At 59.7% G+C, this 18,528-nt stretch carries 14 protein-coding genes and 1 pseudogene; 4 read left to right on the top strand and 11 right to left on the bottom strand.

The features are described 5' to 3' along the window. Positions 1-312: 312 nt before the first annotated feature. A pseudogene (locus tag GA566_RS33410) lies at positions 313-545 on the top strand (NADH-ubiquinone oxidoreductase-F iron-sulfur binding region domain-containing protein); the annotation flags it as partial. A 54-nt stretch (positions 546-599) separates the two neighbouring features. Here the strand turns inward: GA566_RS33410 and GA566_RS27825 are convergent. Both GA566_RS27825 and GA566_RS27820 read right to left on the bottom strand, forming a co-directional pair. Continuing rightward, positions 600-2,105 (bottom strand): DASS family sodium-coupled anion symporter, encoded by a 1,506-nt coding sequence (locus GA566_RS27825; RefSeq protein WP_160474811.1) that lies wholly within the window; start codon positions 2,103-2,105, stop codon positions 600-602. Between the two features lie 169 nt (positions 2,106-2,274). After that, complete coding sequence (locus tag GA566_RS27820; RefSeq protein ID WP_237380876.1) at positions 2,275-5,100, bottom strand: HD domain-containing phosphohydrolase; 2,826 nt, start codon at positions 5,098-5,100, stop codon at positions 2,275-2,277. A gap of 1,167 nt (positions 5,101-6,267) precedes the next feature. On the opposite strand from GA566_RS27820, the gene GA566_RS27815 reads away from it, so the two are divergent. Then, positions 6,268-6,942, top strand: a complete 675-nt coding sequence (locus tag GA566_RS27815; RefSeq protein WP_160474809.1) for a response regulator transcription factor — start codon at positions 6,268-6,270, stop codon at positions 6,940-6,942. Here the strand turns inward: GA566_RS27815 and GA566_RS27810 are convergent. Next, entirely contained in the window at positions 6,917-7,345 is a 429-nt protein-coding gene (locus tag GA566_RS27810; protein WP_160474808.1) for a MerR family transcriptional regulator, read from the bottom strand. The genes GA566_RS27815 and GA566_RS27810 overlap by 26 nt on opposite strands. 73 nt (positions 7,346-7,418) lie before the next feature. Between GA566_RS27810 and GA566_RS27805 the strand changes: the two genes are divergently transcribed. Then, positions 7,419-8,402: an aldo/keto reductase gene (locus GA566_RS27805; protein ID WP_160474807.1), complete on the top strand. Its 984-nt coding sequence runs from the start codon at positions 7,419-7,421 to the stop codon at positions 8,400-8,402. A gap of 50 nt (positions 8,403-8,452) precedes the next feature. On the opposite strand, the gene GA566_RS27800 is transcribed toward GA566_RS27805, so the two are convergent. The 6 genes from GA566_RS27800 to GA566_RS27775 form a co-directional block, all read right to left on the bottom strand. Continuing rightward, a complete protein-coding gene (locus GA566_RS27800) occupies positions 8,453-9,469 on the bottom strand; it encodes an NAD(P)-dependent oxidoreductase (protein ID WP_160474806.1) in 1,017 nt (338 codons plus the stop codon). A gap of 87 nt (positions 9,470-9,556) precedes the next feature. After that, on the bottom strand, positions 9,557-10,147 hold the full coding sequence (locus GA566_RS27795; RefSeq protein ID WP_160474805.1) for a TetR family transcriptional regulator: 591 nt from the start codon (positions 10,145-10,147) through the stop codon (positions 9,557-9,559). 122 nt (positions 10,148-10,269) lie between these two features. Continuing rightward, positions 10,270-12,459: an EAL domain-containing protein gene (locus GA566_RS27790; RefSeq protein WP_160474804.1), complete on the bottom strand. Its 2,190-nt coding sequence runs from the start codon at positions 12,457-12,459 to the stop codon at positions 10,270-10,272. A 1,089-nt stretch (positions 12,460-13,548) separates the two neighbouring features. Beyond that, on the bottom strand, positions 13,549-14,397 hold the full coding sequence (locus GA566_RS27785) for an SDR family oxidoreductase (protein WP_160474803.1): 849 nt from the start codon (positions 14,395-14,397) through the stop codon (positions 13,549-13,551). 40 nt (positions 14,398-14,437) lie between these two features. Further along, positions 14,438-15,199 carry an SDR family NAD(P)-dependent oxidoreductase gene (locus tag GA566_RS27780; protein WP_160474802.1) on the bottom strand — a complete coding sequence of 254 codons (762 nt, stop codon included), beginning with the start codon at positions 15,197-15,199 and terminating at the stop codon, positions 14,438-14,440. Between the two features lie 41 nt (positions 15,200-15,240). Next, positions 15,241-15,981: an SDR family oxidoreductase gene (locus GA566_RS27775; RefSeq protein WP_160474801.1), complete on the bottom strand. Its 741-nt coding sequence runs from the start codon at positions 15,979-15,981 to the stop codon at positions 15,241-15,243. A gap of 283 nt (positions 15,982-16,264) precedes the next feature. On the opposite strand from GA566_RS27775, the gene GA566_RS27770 reads away from it, so the two are divergent. Then, positions 16,265-17,158: an AraC family transcriptional regulator gene (locus tag GA566_RS27770; protein ID WP_202126985.1), complete on the top strand. Its 894-nt coding sequence runs from the start codon at positions 16,265-16,267 to the stop codon at positions 17,156-17,158. A gap of 7 nt (positions 17,159-17,165) precedes the next feature. On the opposite strand, the gene GA566_RS27765 is transcribed toward GA566_RS27770, so the two are convergent. After that, complete coding sequence (locus GA566_RS27765) at positions 17,166-18,095, bottom strand: NADP-dependent oxidoreductase (protein ID WP_160474799.1); 930 nt, start codon at positions 18,093-18,095, stop codon at positions 17,166-17,168. After that, positions 18,095-18,523, bottom strand: a complete 429-nt coding sequence (locus GA566_RS27760) for a nuclear transport factor 2 family protein (protein ID WP_160474798.1) — start codon at positions 18,521-18,523, stop codon at positions 18,095-18,097. The genes GA566_RS27765 and GA566_RS27760 overlap by 1 nt, the downstream gene beginning before the upstream one ends. Positions 18,524-18,528: the final 5 nt, after the last annotated feature.

Below are 18,528 nucleotides of genomic sequence, written 5' to 3'. Positions count from 1 at the left end.
TGCCTCCGTCGTGTCTGGAGAAAAGTTGGGCGAAGGCCGCGTGGCGCTTCGTCGGTGTTTCATATGTTATGGTTTATATGATCTTTTCGATGGAAGCGCCAGTGTGGCATTGGCGCCGCGAACGGCGGAGGGAAACCCGATGGGACTGGGACGCTTGAGCATCGAAGGCCATCAAGCACAGGCGCCGGCTGCATGCGGCAGGGCGTCTGCGGCGCCTGCCGGGTCCTAGAGCGCCACGGCGGCGAGCGGGACGTGAAGACTGCCCTCGGTTTTGAAGACGCTGGTCGTGTATCGTTCGCGAGGTACGGAAAGTACGTGAACGTCTACGGTCAGGGTTCATGCGGACAGTGTCCCCTGCAAGTGCAGAACCTTCCAACTGATGCGATTGCTCGTCCGGCTCGACACTGGTCGTGGCCATGCTCGCCAACCTGAAAGCGCTGGAGAACTTGTGTCGAATCCTGCCTGGCAGCGGCGTACGGGGTCTTATTGATGATGCCGTGACCGTGGCGAAGAGCTCGTCACGGCAGTTTCGGACGGAATATGAGCCTGATTGCGCAAGAGCAACACGCCCTGAGCCCAAACGGGTCTCAGTAGTCCCTTCACCAGAGACCGAGAACTTTCCACCAGACACTGCCAACGACCGCGAAGATCAGCAATTCGACCACGCACATTACAAAACCGACGCGCCACCAGTTTCCCATCGTGACGTAGCCACTGCCGAAGATGATTGGCGACGTACCCGTTGCATAGTGGGTCAGCGTCATCATGATCGCCGACCCGGCCGCCATCAGCAGCATGAATGGCACCACATACGCTGACGGTATCAGATTGACGCCGACCGTCAGGAAGGCAAGCATCATCGCACTGATATGGGCCGTCGTGCTGGCGAACAGGTAGTGCGAGAACACGAAAACCGCCACCAGGATCGCAGCAGTACCGCCCCAACCGATGCCGCTGGCCACGATCGCGTTGCTCATGCCCGTTGAGAACCACCCGATCACGCCTTGCTTGTTCAGCTGCTCCGCCAGCATGATCAGCGCACCAAACCATATCAGCGTGTCCCAAGCGCTCTTTTCGGACAGCACGTCGTCCCAGTCGATGGTGCCCGTAATGATCAGCACGAACAGGCCGACAAAGGCGACCACCGTGGGATCCAGCGTGAGCGCCGGGCCGAACAGCATCGCCGGAATGTTGGCCCACAGCAGCAGCAGGAGGGCGAAGGTGAAGATCATGACCCGCTCCTTGGGCGACAGCGGGCCCATCTTCGCCATTTCGGTGTGCGCATACTCCACCGCATTGGGTGTTGCCTTGAGCTGCGGCGGCGACAATACATAGATCACCAGCGGCATCACCAGCATGCATAGCAGGCCTGGCAGCAACATGCATAGCGCCCAGCTCATCCAGCTCAGATGCAGCGCCTGATTGGTTGCCTTGGCAATGTAGTCCACCACGAGCGGGTTCGGGGCGGTGGCGGTCACGAACATGGCCGAAGAGATCGGGTTGGCGTGATAGTTGACCAACGCCAGGTAGGTGCCGACTTTGTCCTCGGTGCCCTTGGCCGGGTCCGAGTCGAAGGCCGTGGCGATCGACTTCATGATCGGATGCACGATGCCGCCACCACGCGCGGTATTGCTTGGTGTGAACGGCGCCAACACCAGTTCGCAGGTGGCCAGCCCATAGCCGATGCCAATTGTCCGTTTCCCCATCATTGCGATGAACATCAGGCCGATTCTGGTACCCAGGCCTGTCTTCTTCACACCACGGGAGATCAGGATGGCCACCACGATCAGCCAAATCAGAGGGCTGTCGAAGGCGGTCAGCGCATCGGCAATCGCGCCTTTGGACGACGTCGATGTCACCTGCGAGAGCGAAAGCACCACGATAGCCATCATCGCCATCACGCCGATAGGCATGACCTTCAGGATGATCGCCACGATGGTTGTCAGAAAGATGGCAACCAGTCCCCACGCCTTGGGCGTGAGCCCCGCCGGCACCGGCCACAGCAGCAGGGTGACCAGCACGACCGTCGTGATCAGGGCGGGGCCAAGCCGAAACGGGACCACGCTGTTGAAGTATTGAAACGCCGCCTTCAGTTTTGTGAGCATCCCTGATCCTTCTCAAGAGTGTCGGCCCGATTCTCTCGGGAGCTCAAGGCAAGCAAAAGTCTTTGCGAGAGAACGATGTCCCAGGCTGAGCGGCAAGCATATGAATTATTGCCGTTTGCAAGGTTTATAGGTTTTTTTTGGAAGAAATGCCAGTGTAGCGTTGCTGTCGTCAGACAGGTCGTACGTATTGCGCAATGTCGACGTGGTCGATTTGCTCTGACCGCATATAGCGTTCCGCATAGCGAAGATAGACGCCCGAAGTCAAAAACAGGTCGAATAGTTCCGAGTCAATGTGATGCTGGTCCCTAGCCGTTGCCATTATGCGAATAGATTCCGAAAGCGTTTTCGCACGCTTGTATGGACGATCCGCCGCGGTAAGCGCTTCAAAGACATCCGCTATGGCCATCATCCTGGCCAGCGGGCTCATCTGTTCTCGATGCAACCGTCGAGGGTAGCCCGTTCCATCCATCTTCTCGTGATGGCCGCCCGCGATTTCCGGCACGTTGCGTAACGCTTTGGGAAATGGCAGTAGCGACAGCATGATCTGTGTCTGAACGATGTGATCCTCGATCTTGAAGCGTTCCTCGGTACTGAGTGTGCCGCGGCTCACGAGCAGGTTGTGCAACTCGCCTCTATCGTAAAGATGTTGTGGGGTATTCAACTTGAAGCCCCAGGGGTTATCGGCAGGAATTCTGTCGTGCGCGGTCCGCTCGATGATGTGTTCGTCCTTGTCGGCCAGCAGTGGCTCCCATACGGGCAGCGCCGGTGCTGGCACCCGAGCCTTGCGCGAAAACTCCTCGTGCGAAACGCCGAGTCGATCGTCGATCGTTCGCAGCCACTTGCGCGACGCAATTCCCAACAAGCGATCCCTATGCGCGGTGTCCATGAATTCTCCGCCCTGGTTACAACTGGCGACAAATGCGAATTCATCGTCTAAGGCCTGGCATTTCGCGTCGCGCAAAGCCCTTGCCGCGCGTTCGTCCTCGCCGGCTGAAACCGCATGCAAAAATTCAATTTCGGTGTCGCGCTTGAGTATTTCAAATCGCATCCGAATTTCATGGATGCGATCGTAAAGCGTCTCGAGCTTCGTCGCCTTGTCAATGATGTACTCAGGCGTTGTCACCTTGCCGCAGTCATGCAGCCAAGCCGCAACATGTAGCGCTTCTTTCTGTGAGTCGGTCATCTGGAACGACTCGTACGGGCCCTCAGTTACTTCGCACGCCGCTGCGGCGAGCATCTTGACTAAATGCGGCACGCGCTCGCAATGCCCTCCCGTATGCGGGCTTTTCGCGTCGATCGCACCTGCAAGCAGTTTAATGAATGCGTCGAACAGCGCGCGCTGCGCCTCTGTCAGCGCACGCACTTCGATGGCTCCTGCGCAAAGCCCCGACAGCGTCGTGACAAAGGCGAGCTGCGCAGCTTCCATCGGACTATCTCTAACGATAAGGATCACACCTTGCAGCTCTTGCAGTCGTGTGACGAGAGGGATCGCAGCGGCGTGGCATACGCCTCCCGATACGAATTTCTCGAGACCAGTGGAGCTCACTGTGTCGACCTGCATGGTGCCTACCTGTGGGAGAAGGGTGAGGGCTGCCGAGCGCACTAGCGGCACGGCTTGCTCCATCGACGTCGACGGTAGGTCTTCCGTTACGTCCCCGCCAGTTCGATCAAATGCCGCTACCGCCTTCAAATTTTGGTCATCGGCCAGATACAGTACGCCGGCGCGGCCGTCGGCCGCATTGAGCGTCTTTCGGAGGAGCAAAGGTAGAAGTTTCTCCAGTCTGGTTTCTGCAGAGACTGCTGTCGCAATTATGAGAAAACGTTGAATAGTCTGTCGCATTACCTCTGTGGCCGCGGCCAGCGCATTGACTTCCTTTATGCGCGACTGCACAACGACAGGCTTATGAAACTCGAATTTGTGGATCGCCTCCAACCCCTCCGCCAACGCATGCAATGGATCCGAAATACGCCGCGCCGCTAACCAAATTAGTGGAATGGAAAGCAATATAATGATGGCCGTCGCTGCCAAACCCACCAATGCCCGCCGCCGCGCGTCCTTGAGCAATTCGGATTGCGGGATTGCCGCGACTAAAAATAACGGATTGCCACCGCTTGGCGTCAGGAGGTCGATCTGGGTGTACCAGTTCCTGCCGTCGACCGACTCCACCGATCCCACGGACGCTTGCGATCGCAGGTTTGCAATTCCCGCGGCAACATGCGTCAGAATGGGGATCTGGAAGTCAGCAGCAGAAGGCAGCACTTCCAGTTTGATGGCATCCGGGGCGGATTCGGATTCCGGCGGCTTTCGATCTATTGCAATGACCCTGCCGCCGGCATCCAGCAGCGCAAGCATCGATCCTGGCGTGCTTTCTTCACGGGCCAGCATCTGTCCCAGCGAGTCGAGCCGAAAGTCTCCCCCCACCACGGCGTGGCCGCTCGGCGTCGGCACGGCAAGCGTCGCGCCCGCGTCTTGGTCGGCGAATAGCATGTAGGGTTCGGTGCGGATCAGTCCGCCGGCGCCTATCGCCCCGAGGTACCATGGTCGTTGTCGTGGGTCGAATTTGTCCGCAAAGCCTGCATCCTCGGATTCCCCTACCTTCGCCATGCTCGCATCGAAATAAATCAGTCTGCCTTTCGAGCCAGCCGACCTTGGCGCGACTGCTTCGATGCTGCGCACGACGTAGGCAGCCTGTTTAGGGGCGCGAAACAGTCGGCGTTCGGCGTCGGTCCGCAGCAGCCGCAAGTAAAAAAAGCTGCCGTCGGCGTATCCGAGGTACAGAGATTGCAGGACGGGGGAAGTTTCCAGCGCGTCTCGAATCAAGGCGAGTCTGTGCACCCGCTGTTCCAATGTAGTCGCATCTGCAAGGGAGCTATGGCTGACGAGTTTGACGGCCATCTGGGCTGGGTGCATCAGATCTTCCACCTCGTCGAGAGTGTGGAGGCTGATGCGGTGCATCGCGTCAGCGGTCGCCCTTTCCAGAGTCTGCTTGGTCATGACAAAGTTGATTGCACAGGTCAGTGCCCCAACCGCAAGAACCAGACTACCGAAAAGCATCCATAGATGGGCGTGAAGCGGAAGAACCCGGGGCGTGGGCATTGAAAGGCTCCTTGGTGGAAGTCGCACAACGCTCGTAGCGCGATAGATAATGCATTTCTATCAGGGAGTGAGAATAATCGATACTCAAATGTAGTGATCTCGACTCCAATAACGTTCATCTTGAACGCCCGGCCTCCCGCAGAAATTTGGTTCAAAAGCAGGCAGAGAGAAGTTTACCGTAGGGGAGCAAACACCCGGAGGCACGAATATGCTGCGCGAATCCATCCTCGCAGCGGTAATGCTCGCCGGGGGGAGTCCTCGGCTTTCGCCCAAACCGCAAGCGACCTCGCACAGCGGCGAAACGCTCGAGGGCATCCGCGTTGTTATCTGCGCGAGCGATTCCAGGCGCTCCAGCTCGAGGCCCGCAGCAGCGAAGGCAGAACGCGGAAAAATCAGTCGACCTGCGCCTCCAACGCAGGCAGATCGCGCGCCGACCGTTCGACGCAGCGATACACAGCACGTGCGCCCCGGGTCCCTGCACATAACGCTTGCGCCGCCGCACTTTTTTGGTTCAAGCCGCGATACGCCTGGCGTTCACCAATGTGGGTTTCCTACCAGCCATCGCGTAGGCTATAGTCCTCTCAGCGGCAGGCCGGGTAGCCAATTCCCCAGAGTCACCCAACCATGCCGTCACTGTTGTGCTGTGGCAACGAAAGCAGCGAGAGAGACAAGATTGAGGGCTCGCCCAGCAAGTATCAAGGCCGAGTTCGGCCATTTAATGTCGTTTGCAAAGCGAGCTGCAACTGGCCATTGGCAATGAAACCTGTCCAATGAGTCTGAGGGTCTTCGGTCTTCGGACGGAAAAACGGCTCTCGGGTCGTCCGACTCCGGCGCAACGACAAGGGGGCGGGGCAAAAGCAAAATGATGTCGACTCCACACCACCTCTCTGTTGGCGTTCTTCACACGTTGATTCCGAACTGGCATCGTAGTTTTTTTAATTCAAGCGTTCGTCAAAAAATCTTTAAATATCGTATTGAAAATTTTCGTACCACCCCAGTTGTGGGCGGAGAGAGCGCTGAATAATGTGAGGAGAGTCAATCCTGGCTCCTTAGAGGGGGTGCACAATGACGGGCACTGTGGTTGTTGTGGATGACGACGAGAGCATTCGTAAGGCGTTAGGTAGGCTACTGAACGCCAAAGGATTTTCATCAAGGACATTTTGTTCGGCCGAGGAGTTTCGGCCCGCCCTGGATACCATCACAGGTCCCACCTGCGTGGTCGCCGACCTCATTTTGCCGGGAATCAGCGGTTACGAACTATTAAAGCTGCTCCCGCCGCACATGCCCTTCATCATGCTGACGGGCTACGCTGACGTAAGCCAAACGGTGCAAACGATGCTCGCGGGCGCAATCGACCTGCTTGAAAAACCCGTTGCTGAAGATCGGCTGGTCAGGGCAGTTACTCGCGCCCTGGATCTGGCGGCGCAACGTAATTGCGAACGCGAAGTCAAGTCGGCACTTGATGCAAAGATGGAACGGCTGACAAGTCGTGAGCGAGAGGTGATGGCAATGGTCACGACGGGTCTGCGAAATAAGCAGATTGCCAACTTTCTTGGCATCGTCGAAAAAACTGTGAAGGTCCATCGCGCGCACGTCATGAGCAAGCTGGAAATCGATTCACTCCCGGCACTTGTGCGTTGTGCTGACAAATTGGGAATGAAATACACAGCGCCGGAAATGCGTCGGCGCGCGACTACCAGTAGCGGCGTGGCGGTCATGGCGCTGGCACCGAAAGGCTAGTTGGATCTTGACATTCGTATGCTTGGAGCAGTGGAGAGTCTCCTTGCTTTCCCGATTCGATCCAGGCGAGCTTGCCATGCAGGAATGCCAGGGCGTTGTCCAGGTGAGCGCGTCTGTCTTCTAGCTTGCCGATCTGTGCGCGGAGCACTTCGGCCGTTCGTGTTGCCGACCGCTCTCCTGAGCGGTACTCCTTGCTTAGCGCGGCGATCTCGTCGAGCGAGTATCCCAGTGACTTCTGCAGAAGAATCATCCGGGCGGCCGTGACGTCATCGGCTGAGAAAATCTGGTAGGGATTTCTCCCACCCACTGTGCCACGTTTGGGTTTCAGGAGGCCTTTGCTCACATAGAAACGGATCGTCTCTGATGAAAGACCCGTTTGTCTTGCAAATTCGGATATCCGCATCTTCAATTCCTTGACTCTGTAGCTAACTACACGCTTATAACAACAGACTCTATCTCGAATCGGAGTCTCGTGGATGCAAATCGCTACCCCCTCTTTATCCAAGGCTCGCCTCGGCCAGGCTGGGCCACTTGTTGGTGTGCAGGGCCTGGGCTGCATGGGCATGAGCGAGTTTTACGGTGACACCAACGCCCTACAGGCGCGTGCCACGCTCGATCGTGCACTGTCCCTTGGTGTAACGCTATTTGATACGGCCGACATGTACGGGTTGGGGGCAAACGAAACCCTCCTCGGTCCATTTCTCCGCGCGAATCGGGAGCATGCTGTTGTTGCCACCAAGTTCGGCTACACAAGGACGGCAGATCGTCCGGACGATTGGACCATCAGTAATCGACCTGACTACATCCGCAGGGCGGTAGATGGCTCTCTCAAGCGAATGGGCGTTGACATCATTGACCTGTACTACATGCATCGGCGTACGTCCGACGTTCCGCTAGATGAATCGATTGGGGCGATGGCAGAGCTGGTCGAGGTGGGCAAAGTGCGGGCGATAGGACTCTGCGAGGTAAGCGCGGAGGAACTGCGGCTTGCACACGCCATCCATCCAATCGCCGCACTGCAGTCCGAGTGGTCTGTCTTTAGTCGACAGATTGAACGGGAGGTCGCTCCCGTCGCGGCAGAGTTAGGCATCGCGGTGGTCCCTTATGCGCCCCTCGGTCGCGGACTTCTAACGGGAAAAGCATTTTCCGAAGGACTCGTCGCGAAGGACGTTCGCAATCAGTTCCCGCGCTTTCAAGCCGAAAATCGGGAGGCAAATAGTCACTTGGTATCGATGCTGGACGGCATGAGTAGCGCTCTCGGCGTTTCTACTGCGCAGCTCGCCCTAGCTTGGCTCTACGCGCGAGCAAGGCAGCTCGGGGTAACCGTGATACCTATTCCCGGCACGCGCCGCCCGGATCGCCTGGAAGCAAATGTGGCAGCCACACGCATTGAACTTAGTGACCAGGAGATGGCTACCATTGAGCCACTGGCGAAGGCCGTCCAGGGAGCCGCCGTCTGATGGCCGACGGGTGCGTGATGGCCACCGGGTACTCCCCGTCGTGGAATATTTCAGGCGTCGTGGAGTGCCTGCAACTCGGCAAGCCCCTCTTCGCGGCTAATCGCTGGCTCGTAACCCAAATCACGGCGAGCTTTGGCGATGTCCACGGTGACAGTGACGGCGGAGGGGGCCAGAGACTGTAGCGTGACAGGTGGGCGCCAGCGCCCACCTGTCACAGCGGCAATTCGTTCGCAAACGGCGGCAATTGCAAAGACCAGCCACCGTGGGACGTTCCTGTCCGGCACGAGTCTACCCTGGCTCTGTAGCAGCGCGTTGATGAAGGATCGAAACTCGATGGAATCGGCGTCCGCAATAAAGTAAATTTCTCCAGAGGTCCCTGCAACCAGTGCCCGTTCGATGCCATGGGCCAGGTTGGCGATGTGCGTCGAGGATGTCGCGTAGCGACCGCCGTCGATCCATGCGAACCTCCCGGAATCGACGGCCTCTAGCAGTTGAGGTAGTGCCGTCGTGTCGTCGCGGCCCCAAACAAAACGTGGACGCACCACGCATACCTCGACTCCCTTGCTGACGGCAGACAATGCAATGCGCTCAGCTTCTGCCTTGGTTGCGGAATAGCCACCCGCAGGTCGATCAGGATAGAGCATGCGTTCGTTCGCATCCACAAGCGGGTGTCCGTCCAACAGAACCGACTCGCTGCTCAGATGGACCGCGCGCCTGATGCCAGCCTTCGCGGCGGCGACAAACACGTTACGCGTGCCATCGACATTCGTGCGACGCTGCGCCGCGGATGCCGGACCATGATCGGTATCCGCAGCGGCATGGATCAGCGCCTGGCAACCCTCCATACCGGCTACAAGCTGCTCCGAGTGCAGGTCGCCCCCGAACGGGATGGCGCCCAGAGACTCCACAATGCGGCGGGCTCCATCGGTACGAACGAGCGCGATCACTTCCGCCCCGCGCGCCGTGAAGTGCCTGATCAGGTTGCGGCCAACGTAGCCGCTGCCTCCCGTCAGAAACAATCGAGCAGGCAACGGCGGATCGGCATTCTCGGAAGCTGGAGTTTGCATTGAAGAATTTTTCCTGAAACTTTTGAGGCTGCGAGGAACACCGCCGACCGGTAGCTCGCAGCGCGAACATCGCCGGTCCAGCGATGCTCAACGGTGATGCTTGGCGGCGGTCGTTGGCAGGGCGGCAAGAGGAATCGGATCGACGAGCCCAGCAATGTCGCGAAGCAAGAGGTCACGCTCCTTCTTCGGGAAAGTGTAAAAGTCCAGACTTTCGAGTAGCTTCAGTCCTTCGAGCGCCAAGTACGCCAGCAATGCTTTGCCAGGTTGCGCAGCATCGCGCTGCACCGCGGCGATAACTGCCCCCTGGTTGGACTGAATTGACTTTCGCAATGCCGCATCTTGAGCTAGAGCAGCGCACAGACTCAATGCCACAGCACGCTGCCGGGGAGCGAGGGGCTGGGCTGCGGCGGCGATGCGGCCGCGAATCACGCGTGCGTCGATATCGCCTAACGCCTCAGCCGCCGAATGATTGAATGCATTATCGCGCGCCAGCGCTCGAGCTACCAGGGCGTCAATCAAGGCCTGTTTCGTCTTGTGATCATAGATAACACTGGCCTTACTCACGCCGGCTTCCACTGCCACGGAATCCAAGGTTAGCTTGGCAGCGCCGTCGCGCGCGACGACTGCTTCGGCTGCGTCTAGCAGCAGATCCTGATCAATAACTCGTGTTCGCCCCATTGTGGATACATTTATTTCCGAACGGTCGGATATTAATTGGGGAAATGCACTACGTCAACTGGTATGCGGGTCGCTCTCTGTCGATACCGACGAACCACATGGCAGCGGCCAATTGACCTCCTTCAAAGTCGGCCCATGGATGGGCCGGCTTTGAAGGCTTCGGCAAGTTGAAACGCTGGCACGGGGCGACTGAATAGGTAGCCTTGCGCTTCCTGACATCCGAGACGGCACAAGCGTTCGCGTTGCTCCTCGGTTTCGACCCCCTCGGCAATCGTCTCGAGGCCGAAGCTGCGTGCCATGTCGATGAGCGCGCGGACAATGGAAGCATCCCGATCTGACTCGAGCATGCCTTGCACGAAGGAACGGTCGATTTTGATCCGGCTCAGTGGAAAGCGCTTGAGCAGGCTGAGCGACGCATAACCGGTCCCGAAATCATCGAAGGCAATTCCCACACCAAGACTACGCAAGCGCTGGAGCGATTTCAGCACGAGTTCGTCGCCATCGAGCACGATATTCTCGGTCACCTCAAGCTCGAGCACCTCCGGTGGCAGACCATGCCGCTCCAAGGTTGAAAGGACCTGTGAACAAATGTCATTCGCGTGAACCTGTGCACCGAAGAGGTTGACGCCGATGCGGAAATCCTTGGCGCCACCTCTGCGCCATTGCGCCGCTTGGGCACATGCCTCGTCAAGAATCCACGATCCTGCAATCAAGGCCAGTGCCCCCTCTTCCAAGGCGGGCAAGAAAGCCGCTGGAGACAGAAGGCCATGCTGCGGATGCAGCCAGCGGATCAGCGCCTCGGTACCGGTAAGAGAGCCATCGCTTAGGCGAACCTGGGGTTGATAGAAGAGAACGAACTCGCCGTCGCTGACGGCCCGATGTAACTCGATATTGTGGATCCGGCGCGCAACGGCTTCATTCCGTAACGCGCTAGAGAAGACAAACGATCGGCCGTGGCCAATGCTTGCTGCCTTGAACTGGGCAAGCTCCGCATTGCCGATTAGTTCCAGCGCTTCCTGAGCATGAAGTGGGGCAATGGCCACGCCGCAACTGACCGAGAGGCGTACATCATGCCCGTCGATGACGATTGGCTCGGCCATCTGGCCGATCACGGCGTGAGCAACATCCTTGGCCTTTCCGGAGTCGTCACATTCTGGCTGCAGGATAGCGAACTCATCCCCACCGATGCGTGCGACCGTAGCGTTCGGTCCAACGGCTCTCTCCAAGCGGCGAGCCAGTTCGCAAAGGATTCTATCGCCTACCACGTTACCAAGGGTGGCGTTGACGTCCTTGAACCGATTAATGTCCACGATGACTACGGATATCGGCAAGGCACGCGTCAGTGCGTCTTCCACTCGGCGGTAAAAGGACGCTCTGTTGGCAAGTCCGGTGAGCATGTCGACGTTCGTAAGCCGTTTTAACGCCTGTTCCTCACGCTGCAGCGCTGTGAGATCCTGAATATGGGCGTTGAACATCCTGTCTTTTTCAGTACGCACACACGTCACGGATAACCTGAGAGGGAATTCCGTGCCGTCTTTGCGCAAACCGTGAAGTCCCCCGAACATTGGCGGCCTGTCGAACGCATCCGACGCGGCACCCGTCACCAACCGATTCAATCCAGCCCTGTCACGCGTGGGGAACAGGTTGCCAAAGGCCAGGCTTGAGCCCTCGGTCAGCTCATACCCATACAGGGCTGCAGCAGCAGCGTCCCAGGAAACTACATCTCCTCGTTCATCGAAGAGCACAACAGCTGTGGGCGGACTATCGGTCAGCAGGTCCGGGGAACACCCTTGTAGCTCCTCGGCACGAATTTCGATGCGCCGCAACTCCAGCCTATCCGCTGCCATCTTGGCCAGCTCGCGCAAACGCTCGCAGTCGTCCTCTGAGAAGTCGCAGTGCGGCCGCCCGTCCATCACACAGAGCGCACCTAAGGCGTGGCCATCTGGAGACATCAGCGGGACGCCGGCGTAGAAGCGCAGCTTGGTCGGCCCTGTGACTAGCGGATTGTCGAAAAAGCGTTCGTCGACCGTGGCGTCCGGCACCACCATGACTTCGCTACGGGTGATCGCATGTGCACAGAAAGAAACGTCTCGGGTCATGTCGACTTGTGCGCCCTCGAAACCCGTGCTTGCCGCAAAAAATACGTGATCGTTGCCGATCATGTTCACGGCAGCAACAGGCATCTTGAACATACGTGCGGCGATTTTCACCACCGGGTCCAGGCTGGGCAGCGGCCTATCGCTGCCTAGCCCGTATCCTGCCAGGGCTTGTAGCCGCTCCGCCTCGGTTGCCAATACGGGGGGACACTTCATGAAAGCTCTCCGAAGTAATGCTCGCCGCGGGATACTGAAACTCCTCAACCAATTGAGCCAAACCGTGCAGAATTTTTCAGACGCGCTACCCAAATTGCACGTTGGGTTTTAAGTAATAGGTCTCTGCACAGTGTTCGGCTTTGATTCCCTGACTATTGCTGACGCATTCAGCCTGGGCCGTGGCGCTGTAACGCTCTCAAAGTCACGGAGGATAATTCGCAAATCGATATCTTTGGACGTATAACGCATGATCGGATGCTCAGCCGATTCAAAGACATCGTTCCTTTGCTTATCACGCTTTTGCACTTTGGCGCTGCCGTACGAAGACAGTCCGAGTATCGCTTTCACTTGCCCCTCCCGCGCTTATAGTTGTATCGCGCGATACTAAACGTAGGGCGGCTGTAGCAGCATCCCCCAATCGTGGGGCGATTTCGATCGGCACGCCTGCGAGTCCCTACCTTCCTCGCCCCCCCGAAAAGGCTGGGCTGCGGAGACGCACGAGATGACAGTGCATTGGAAGTCAGTTGCGGCCGGCCGTGGATCAGACCCATCCGAAAGGCGACAATGGGCCGAGGCGCATTAACTTCGCGGGCGGATCTGTACTGAGCCATCGGCAAGGAAGGGAAGGAAGGGGCGGCGCGGCATCAAGACTACCACTACCGATAGGGTGTTTCGCGGCTTGAAGGTAGGCGATCTGATGAGTCTGTTGTGCAGCCCGATACCCCACTTTTTGGGGTCTGCGGGTGCTGAAGCTTTCCTTGCTCAATTGCTCCTTTCGGTGACCATGGTTACCATTGGGCTTCGTCGCCTCGATCTTGACTGCGCAGCCCCTGCACAGTGGAGTCTGGTTTTCTCGGAGGGGCCCGATCTGCGGGACAACGATACGGAAATATACTGCGCCAGTTTTAGGTACCGCTAGCACCCGAATGACGTCGCTTGTTGGCGATAGTTGTCAGATCGAGCCCGCCGTTAGCAGCTACCCCGCGACGGTATTGAGAAGGAGCCTGAACCTCTCCTAACTTGTTTGTTGCCCGCCTATCGTCGTCAAAAAATGTCCCGGCAGAGCCGGGACATTCAGATACTGCAAAGTCAGTCCGAGAAATCGGTGGCTTCGGACGAACCCCGCCACGCGTCGAGATCCGTCGCGACGGCCTTGGCTTTGACTGCCGCCAGTTCGTTGGCGATCTTGCCGGCGAACAGATGCAACGGCGGCGACTCGACACTGGCGGCTTGGATGATCAGCAGTGCCAGCTTGTCCGGGTCTCCGGCTTGGTGGCCATGCAGCGTGCCGAGATGCAGGTCAAGGGATGCCTTGGCCTCCAAGTACTCATCGATCTGCCGCTTGGCCACTGCGAGGGCGCCGCTCGCTAGGAAATCGGTGCGCACCGGCCCGGGATAGACCACCGTGGCGCGAATGCCCAGTTCGGCGACTTCCGCGGCCAGTGACTCCGTCAGGCCCGCCAGCGCGAACTTGCTCGCGACGTAGCTGCCCCAGCCCGCATAGCCGCCTTGATAGCCGACGATCGACGCGATATTGATGATGTGCCCGCTGCGTTGGCCACGCAGATGCGGCAGCGCATGGCGCAGCACGACCATCGGCGCAAAGAAGTTCACTTCGAAGTTCTGGCGCAGCTCCTCGTCGGACAACGCCTCGACGGTGCCCTGTTGAGCGTAGCCAGCGTTGTTCACCACCACGTCGAGGGCGCCAAACGCCTGCATGGCTTTCTCGATGGCCTGCCGGACGCTTTGGTCATCGGTCAGGTCCACTTCCAGCGGAAGGAAGTCGTCGGATGCCTGACCGAACACCTTTGTGAGCGACGCTGCGGTGCGGGACGTTGCGGCCACACGGTGACCTTGCTCAAGCAGATGCTTGACGAGTTTCTGGCCGACGCCTTTAGATGCGCCGGTGATGAACCAGGTACGGGATGATGTTTTCATGGTGAAAATTATCGAGTTGGAAGTTGGAGGTGCAACGTATTCAGGGCAGCGCGACGCTCATGCCGCCGTCGGCCATCACGACAGCACCGACGATGAAACTGGCCTTTTCCGATGCCAGGAAGGCAATCACTTCGGCAATTTCCTTCGGCTTGGCCGCGCGGCGGATCGGCGCCTTCTTGCCGTGCTCGGCCAGGAATGCCTGGCCGTCGACGTGGATGTGGTTGGTGATGTTGGTGATGACATCGCCCGAGCCCACCGCATTCACGCGGATGCCGTGCTCGATCGCTTCGAGCGACAACGCGCGCGTTAGTTGCGCCAGGGCGCCCTTGGACGCTGCGTAGGCGGCGATGGTCGGAAATGCCTGATAGCACGCGTAGGACCCCACGTTGACGATCGCGCCGGATTTTGCCGGCACCATCGCGCGCATGGCTTCGCGCGAGAACAGGAACGCCCCGGTAGCGTTGACGGCCTGGATGCCGTTCCAGTCGTCTAGCGTCATGTCGACGACAGGCTTGTTGATGATGATCGCGGCGTTGTTCACGAGAATGTCGAGCTTGCCGAAGTGCTCGATCGCAGTGGCGACCGCGCGCACGGCGCTCTCTTCGCGCGCCACATCGGCGACCAGTGGCACGATGCCGGGCCGCGCCAGTGCTTCCACATTGGCGCCGCGCCCCACCGCGATCACGTTAGCCCCTTGTGCATGGAGCAGTTCGGTGGTAGCCAGGCCAATGCCGCTGGCCGCGCCGGTCACGATGGCGACCTTGCCTGAGAAGGCGCCGGTTTCTCGATGGCTTGAAGTCATGATGGTTTCCTATTTCGGTTGGCGTGAGGGTTGGCGGACGCTCAGAACGGGCTGGCGGTGGGCCGTACGATGATTTCGCTGACATCGACATCGGCCGGCTGCTCCACGGCGTAGGCGATGGCGCGGGCGATGGCGTCGGGCGTGATGGCAATGCGGCGGAATTCCTGCATCGCCGAGCGTGCGGTGTCGTCGGAGATCGAGTCGGCCAGTTCGGACTCGACCACGCCCGGGCAGATCACGGTCACGCGGATCTTGTCGGTCTCCTGGCGCAGCCCGTCGGAAATCGCGCGCACGGCAAACTTGGTGGCGCAGTAGACGGCGGCGGTCGGCGACACAGACAGCCCGCCGATCGAGGAAATATTGATGACCTGGCCCTGGCCTTGCTGTTCCATCGTCGGCAGGACGGCAGCGATGCCGTGCAGCACGCCACGGATGTTCACGTCGATCATGCGGTTCCACTCGTCGACCTTCAGCGCGTTCAGCGGCGAAAGCGGCATCACGCCTGCATTGTTGATGAGCACGTCAATGCGACCGAAGGTATCGAGCGCAAATTGTGCGAATGCCGCGACATCCTTCGCCGAGGTGACGTCGAGCTCACGGAAGCGGACGATGCCGCCGGCCTCCTGCAGCGATTCCGTCAGTTCGACGAGCCTGTCGGTGCGGCGGGCACCAATCACCAGCCGATGGCCCTGCGCGGCGAGCAGGCGGGCGGCGCCCTCGCCAATGCCGCTGCTGGCGCCGGTGATCAGGATGATTTTCGATTGGGTGGTTGTGGTTGCCATCTTGCTTACTCCTATTGTCGGTTCGTTTTTGGCGGTGCCTGTCCGCTTTTGTTTGGGGAAAGGCGCCGTGCCGGTTGCGGCCTGCAATGAAGCGATAAGGGTTCGTCGGCCGATGAATGAATGGTAGGGAAGAGGGGCCCGAAGGCGAATACACGGACCGATGCCGTTATTGCCTATTCCTATCGATTCGGCTGGCGCAGGCGTAGGAGGGTGATTACAATGGCGTCTGTTGCGACAACAGGAGAGTGCGGTGTCGAATGTCCGCAATCCCGCTGCCACCCGGATGGTCCGCCTGCTGGAGAGGCTGGCGCCCAACGAGGGCTACACCCAGTCGGCCCTCGACAGCGTGCGGCTGATGCGTTCGGACCGCCCGCTTGGGCGCACGCCGGTGCTGTACGAACCGAGCATCGTGATCGTCTGCCAGGGACGCAAGCTCGGATTCCTGGGCAATGATGTCCACGTGTACGACGCGCAGCACTACCTTGTGCTGTCTGTCCCGCTACCGTTTTCGACGGAAACCCAGGCTTCGGCAGAGGAGCCAATGCTTGCGGTGTCCATCCGTCTGGACCTGATCGAGCTGAGCGACCTGATCACGCAGATCGGTGCCGCCGGGAATCATCCCGATGCGCCGCCGACCGGCATCGTGTCCACGCGGCTTGACGGAAATCTTGCAGGCGCCACGATACGACTGCTGGAAGCACTGACAGCGCCGCTCGACGCACAGGTGCTGGGGCCCGGTATCGTGCGGGAGATCTGCTATCGGGTGCTTACCGGCGAGCAGGGCGGGGCCATGCGTGCCGCGCTGGCCCATCACGGCCGGTTCGGACGCGTGGCACGGGCACTCAAGCGAATTCACACTGAATACGCAACGCCGCTCAACGTCGCGCGTCTGGCCGAGGAAGCCGGCATGAGCGTGCCGGCGTTTCATGCCAACTTTCGCACCGTGACGCAGACATCGCCGATCCAGTACATCAAGTCCACCCGCCTGCATCAGGCGCGCTTGATGATGATCCGCGACGGAGTGACCGCGGCCGCCGCAGCGGGACGGGTGGGCTACGAAAGCGCGTCCCAGTTCAGCCGGGAGTTCAAGCGCCTGTTCGGCCGGACGCCAGTCGAGGAAGTGCGTGACATGCACGAATCCTTCACGCTCTCGCCGGCGGTCCGCTTCGGTACCTAGGCCACCGCTAGCCGGTCACATCCAACACGACCTTCCCCCGTAGGTGGCCGCCCATGCTCCGTGCAAGGGCATTGCCGGCCTCTGACAGGGGAAAGACCGTATCGACGTGGGTACGCAGTTCGTCGGATGCATGGAGTCCGGCCAGCGCGGCGAGTTGCGGCCCGTCGGCACGGGTCGCGAAGTGTCTGCCGGTAGCTTGTGCCGCGTTGCCGGCATGTCCGGCATCCGGCCTGCTGACGGTGGAGACCAGCACGCCGCCGCGCTTGAGCACTGACCACGACCTCGCTTGCGTTGTGCCGCCGACAAGGTCGAGCACCAGGTCGACTTGGGAGACTTGTTCCGCAAAATCCTGCGCGCGGTAGTCGATAAACACAGCCGCACCGAGGCTTTGCACGTACTCGCGATTGCCAGACGACGCGGTGCCGATGACATGCGCGCCGGCTAGCTTCGCCAGTTGCACTGCCGCGCTGCCCACGCCGCCCGCCGCGGCATGGATCAGGACCTTTTGACCGGCCTGCAACGCACCGTGCTCGTGCAGCGCCTGCCAAGCCGTTAGCGTCGCGGCGGGCATCGCGGCCGCCTCGGCGAAGCTCAGCCGCGCTGGCTTGAGCGCTAGCCGGCTGGCATCCACCACCACCCGCGTGGCATAGGCGCCTACGATGCCGATGAATCCCATGACCTCGTCCCCGGGGGTCAGCGTGGCCACGTTGCGCCCCACTGCGATGACTGTACCGGCGGCATCCACCCCGGGCGTGAAAGGCAAGGGCAGCGGGATGAACGTCTTCATGGCGCCACTGACGATTTTCCAGTCGATTGGATTCACGCCAGCAGCGGCGACATCGACCAGGACTTCGTTATCGCCCGGAACGGGATCGTCCAGTTCGGCGATGGTCAAGGCGTCCGGGCTGCCATAGGCAGCAACTTGCATGGCTTTCATCAGATGCTCCTCGAAGGGACGCCCACGATCGGGGCGTCAAGGGCCAGCGCGGCCTGTACCGGATCGAAATACTCCCGCAAACGGGCGATTCGTCCGTCACGCGCCGTCAGGAATACGACGTACTCTTGGCGGTAGGTCCGCCCGGTTGCGGAGATCAGCCCTTCGGCCCGCACCCGCGCAATCGCGTGCTGGGGGTCGTTGGTGGCGGTGACCACCGTATCGAAGAAGCGGAAGTCCTTGACCGCACCCGCGAACCAGCTCGCATGCCGCAGCACGGCGTCGCGGCCGTCAAGCTGAAGCGGATGGCCAAGGCTCGGTGCATAGGGCAGGTCCCACACGATGTCGTCAGCGATCAACCCCTGCCATTGCTGGTTGTCGTCAACCAGCCACTGGAGGTGCTGCTGCAAAAGTTCTGTTGCAATGGTCATGATTC

Origin of the sequence: Cupriavidus sp. SW-Y-13 (genome assembly GCF_009793345.1) — a bacterium.
Taxonomy (GTDB): Bacteria; Pseudomonadota; Gammaproteobacteria; order Burkholderiales; family Burkholderiaceae; genus Cupriavidus.
Note: the sequence above shows the minus strand (reverse complement) of the source record. Positions and strands in the feature narration are given on the sequence as shown.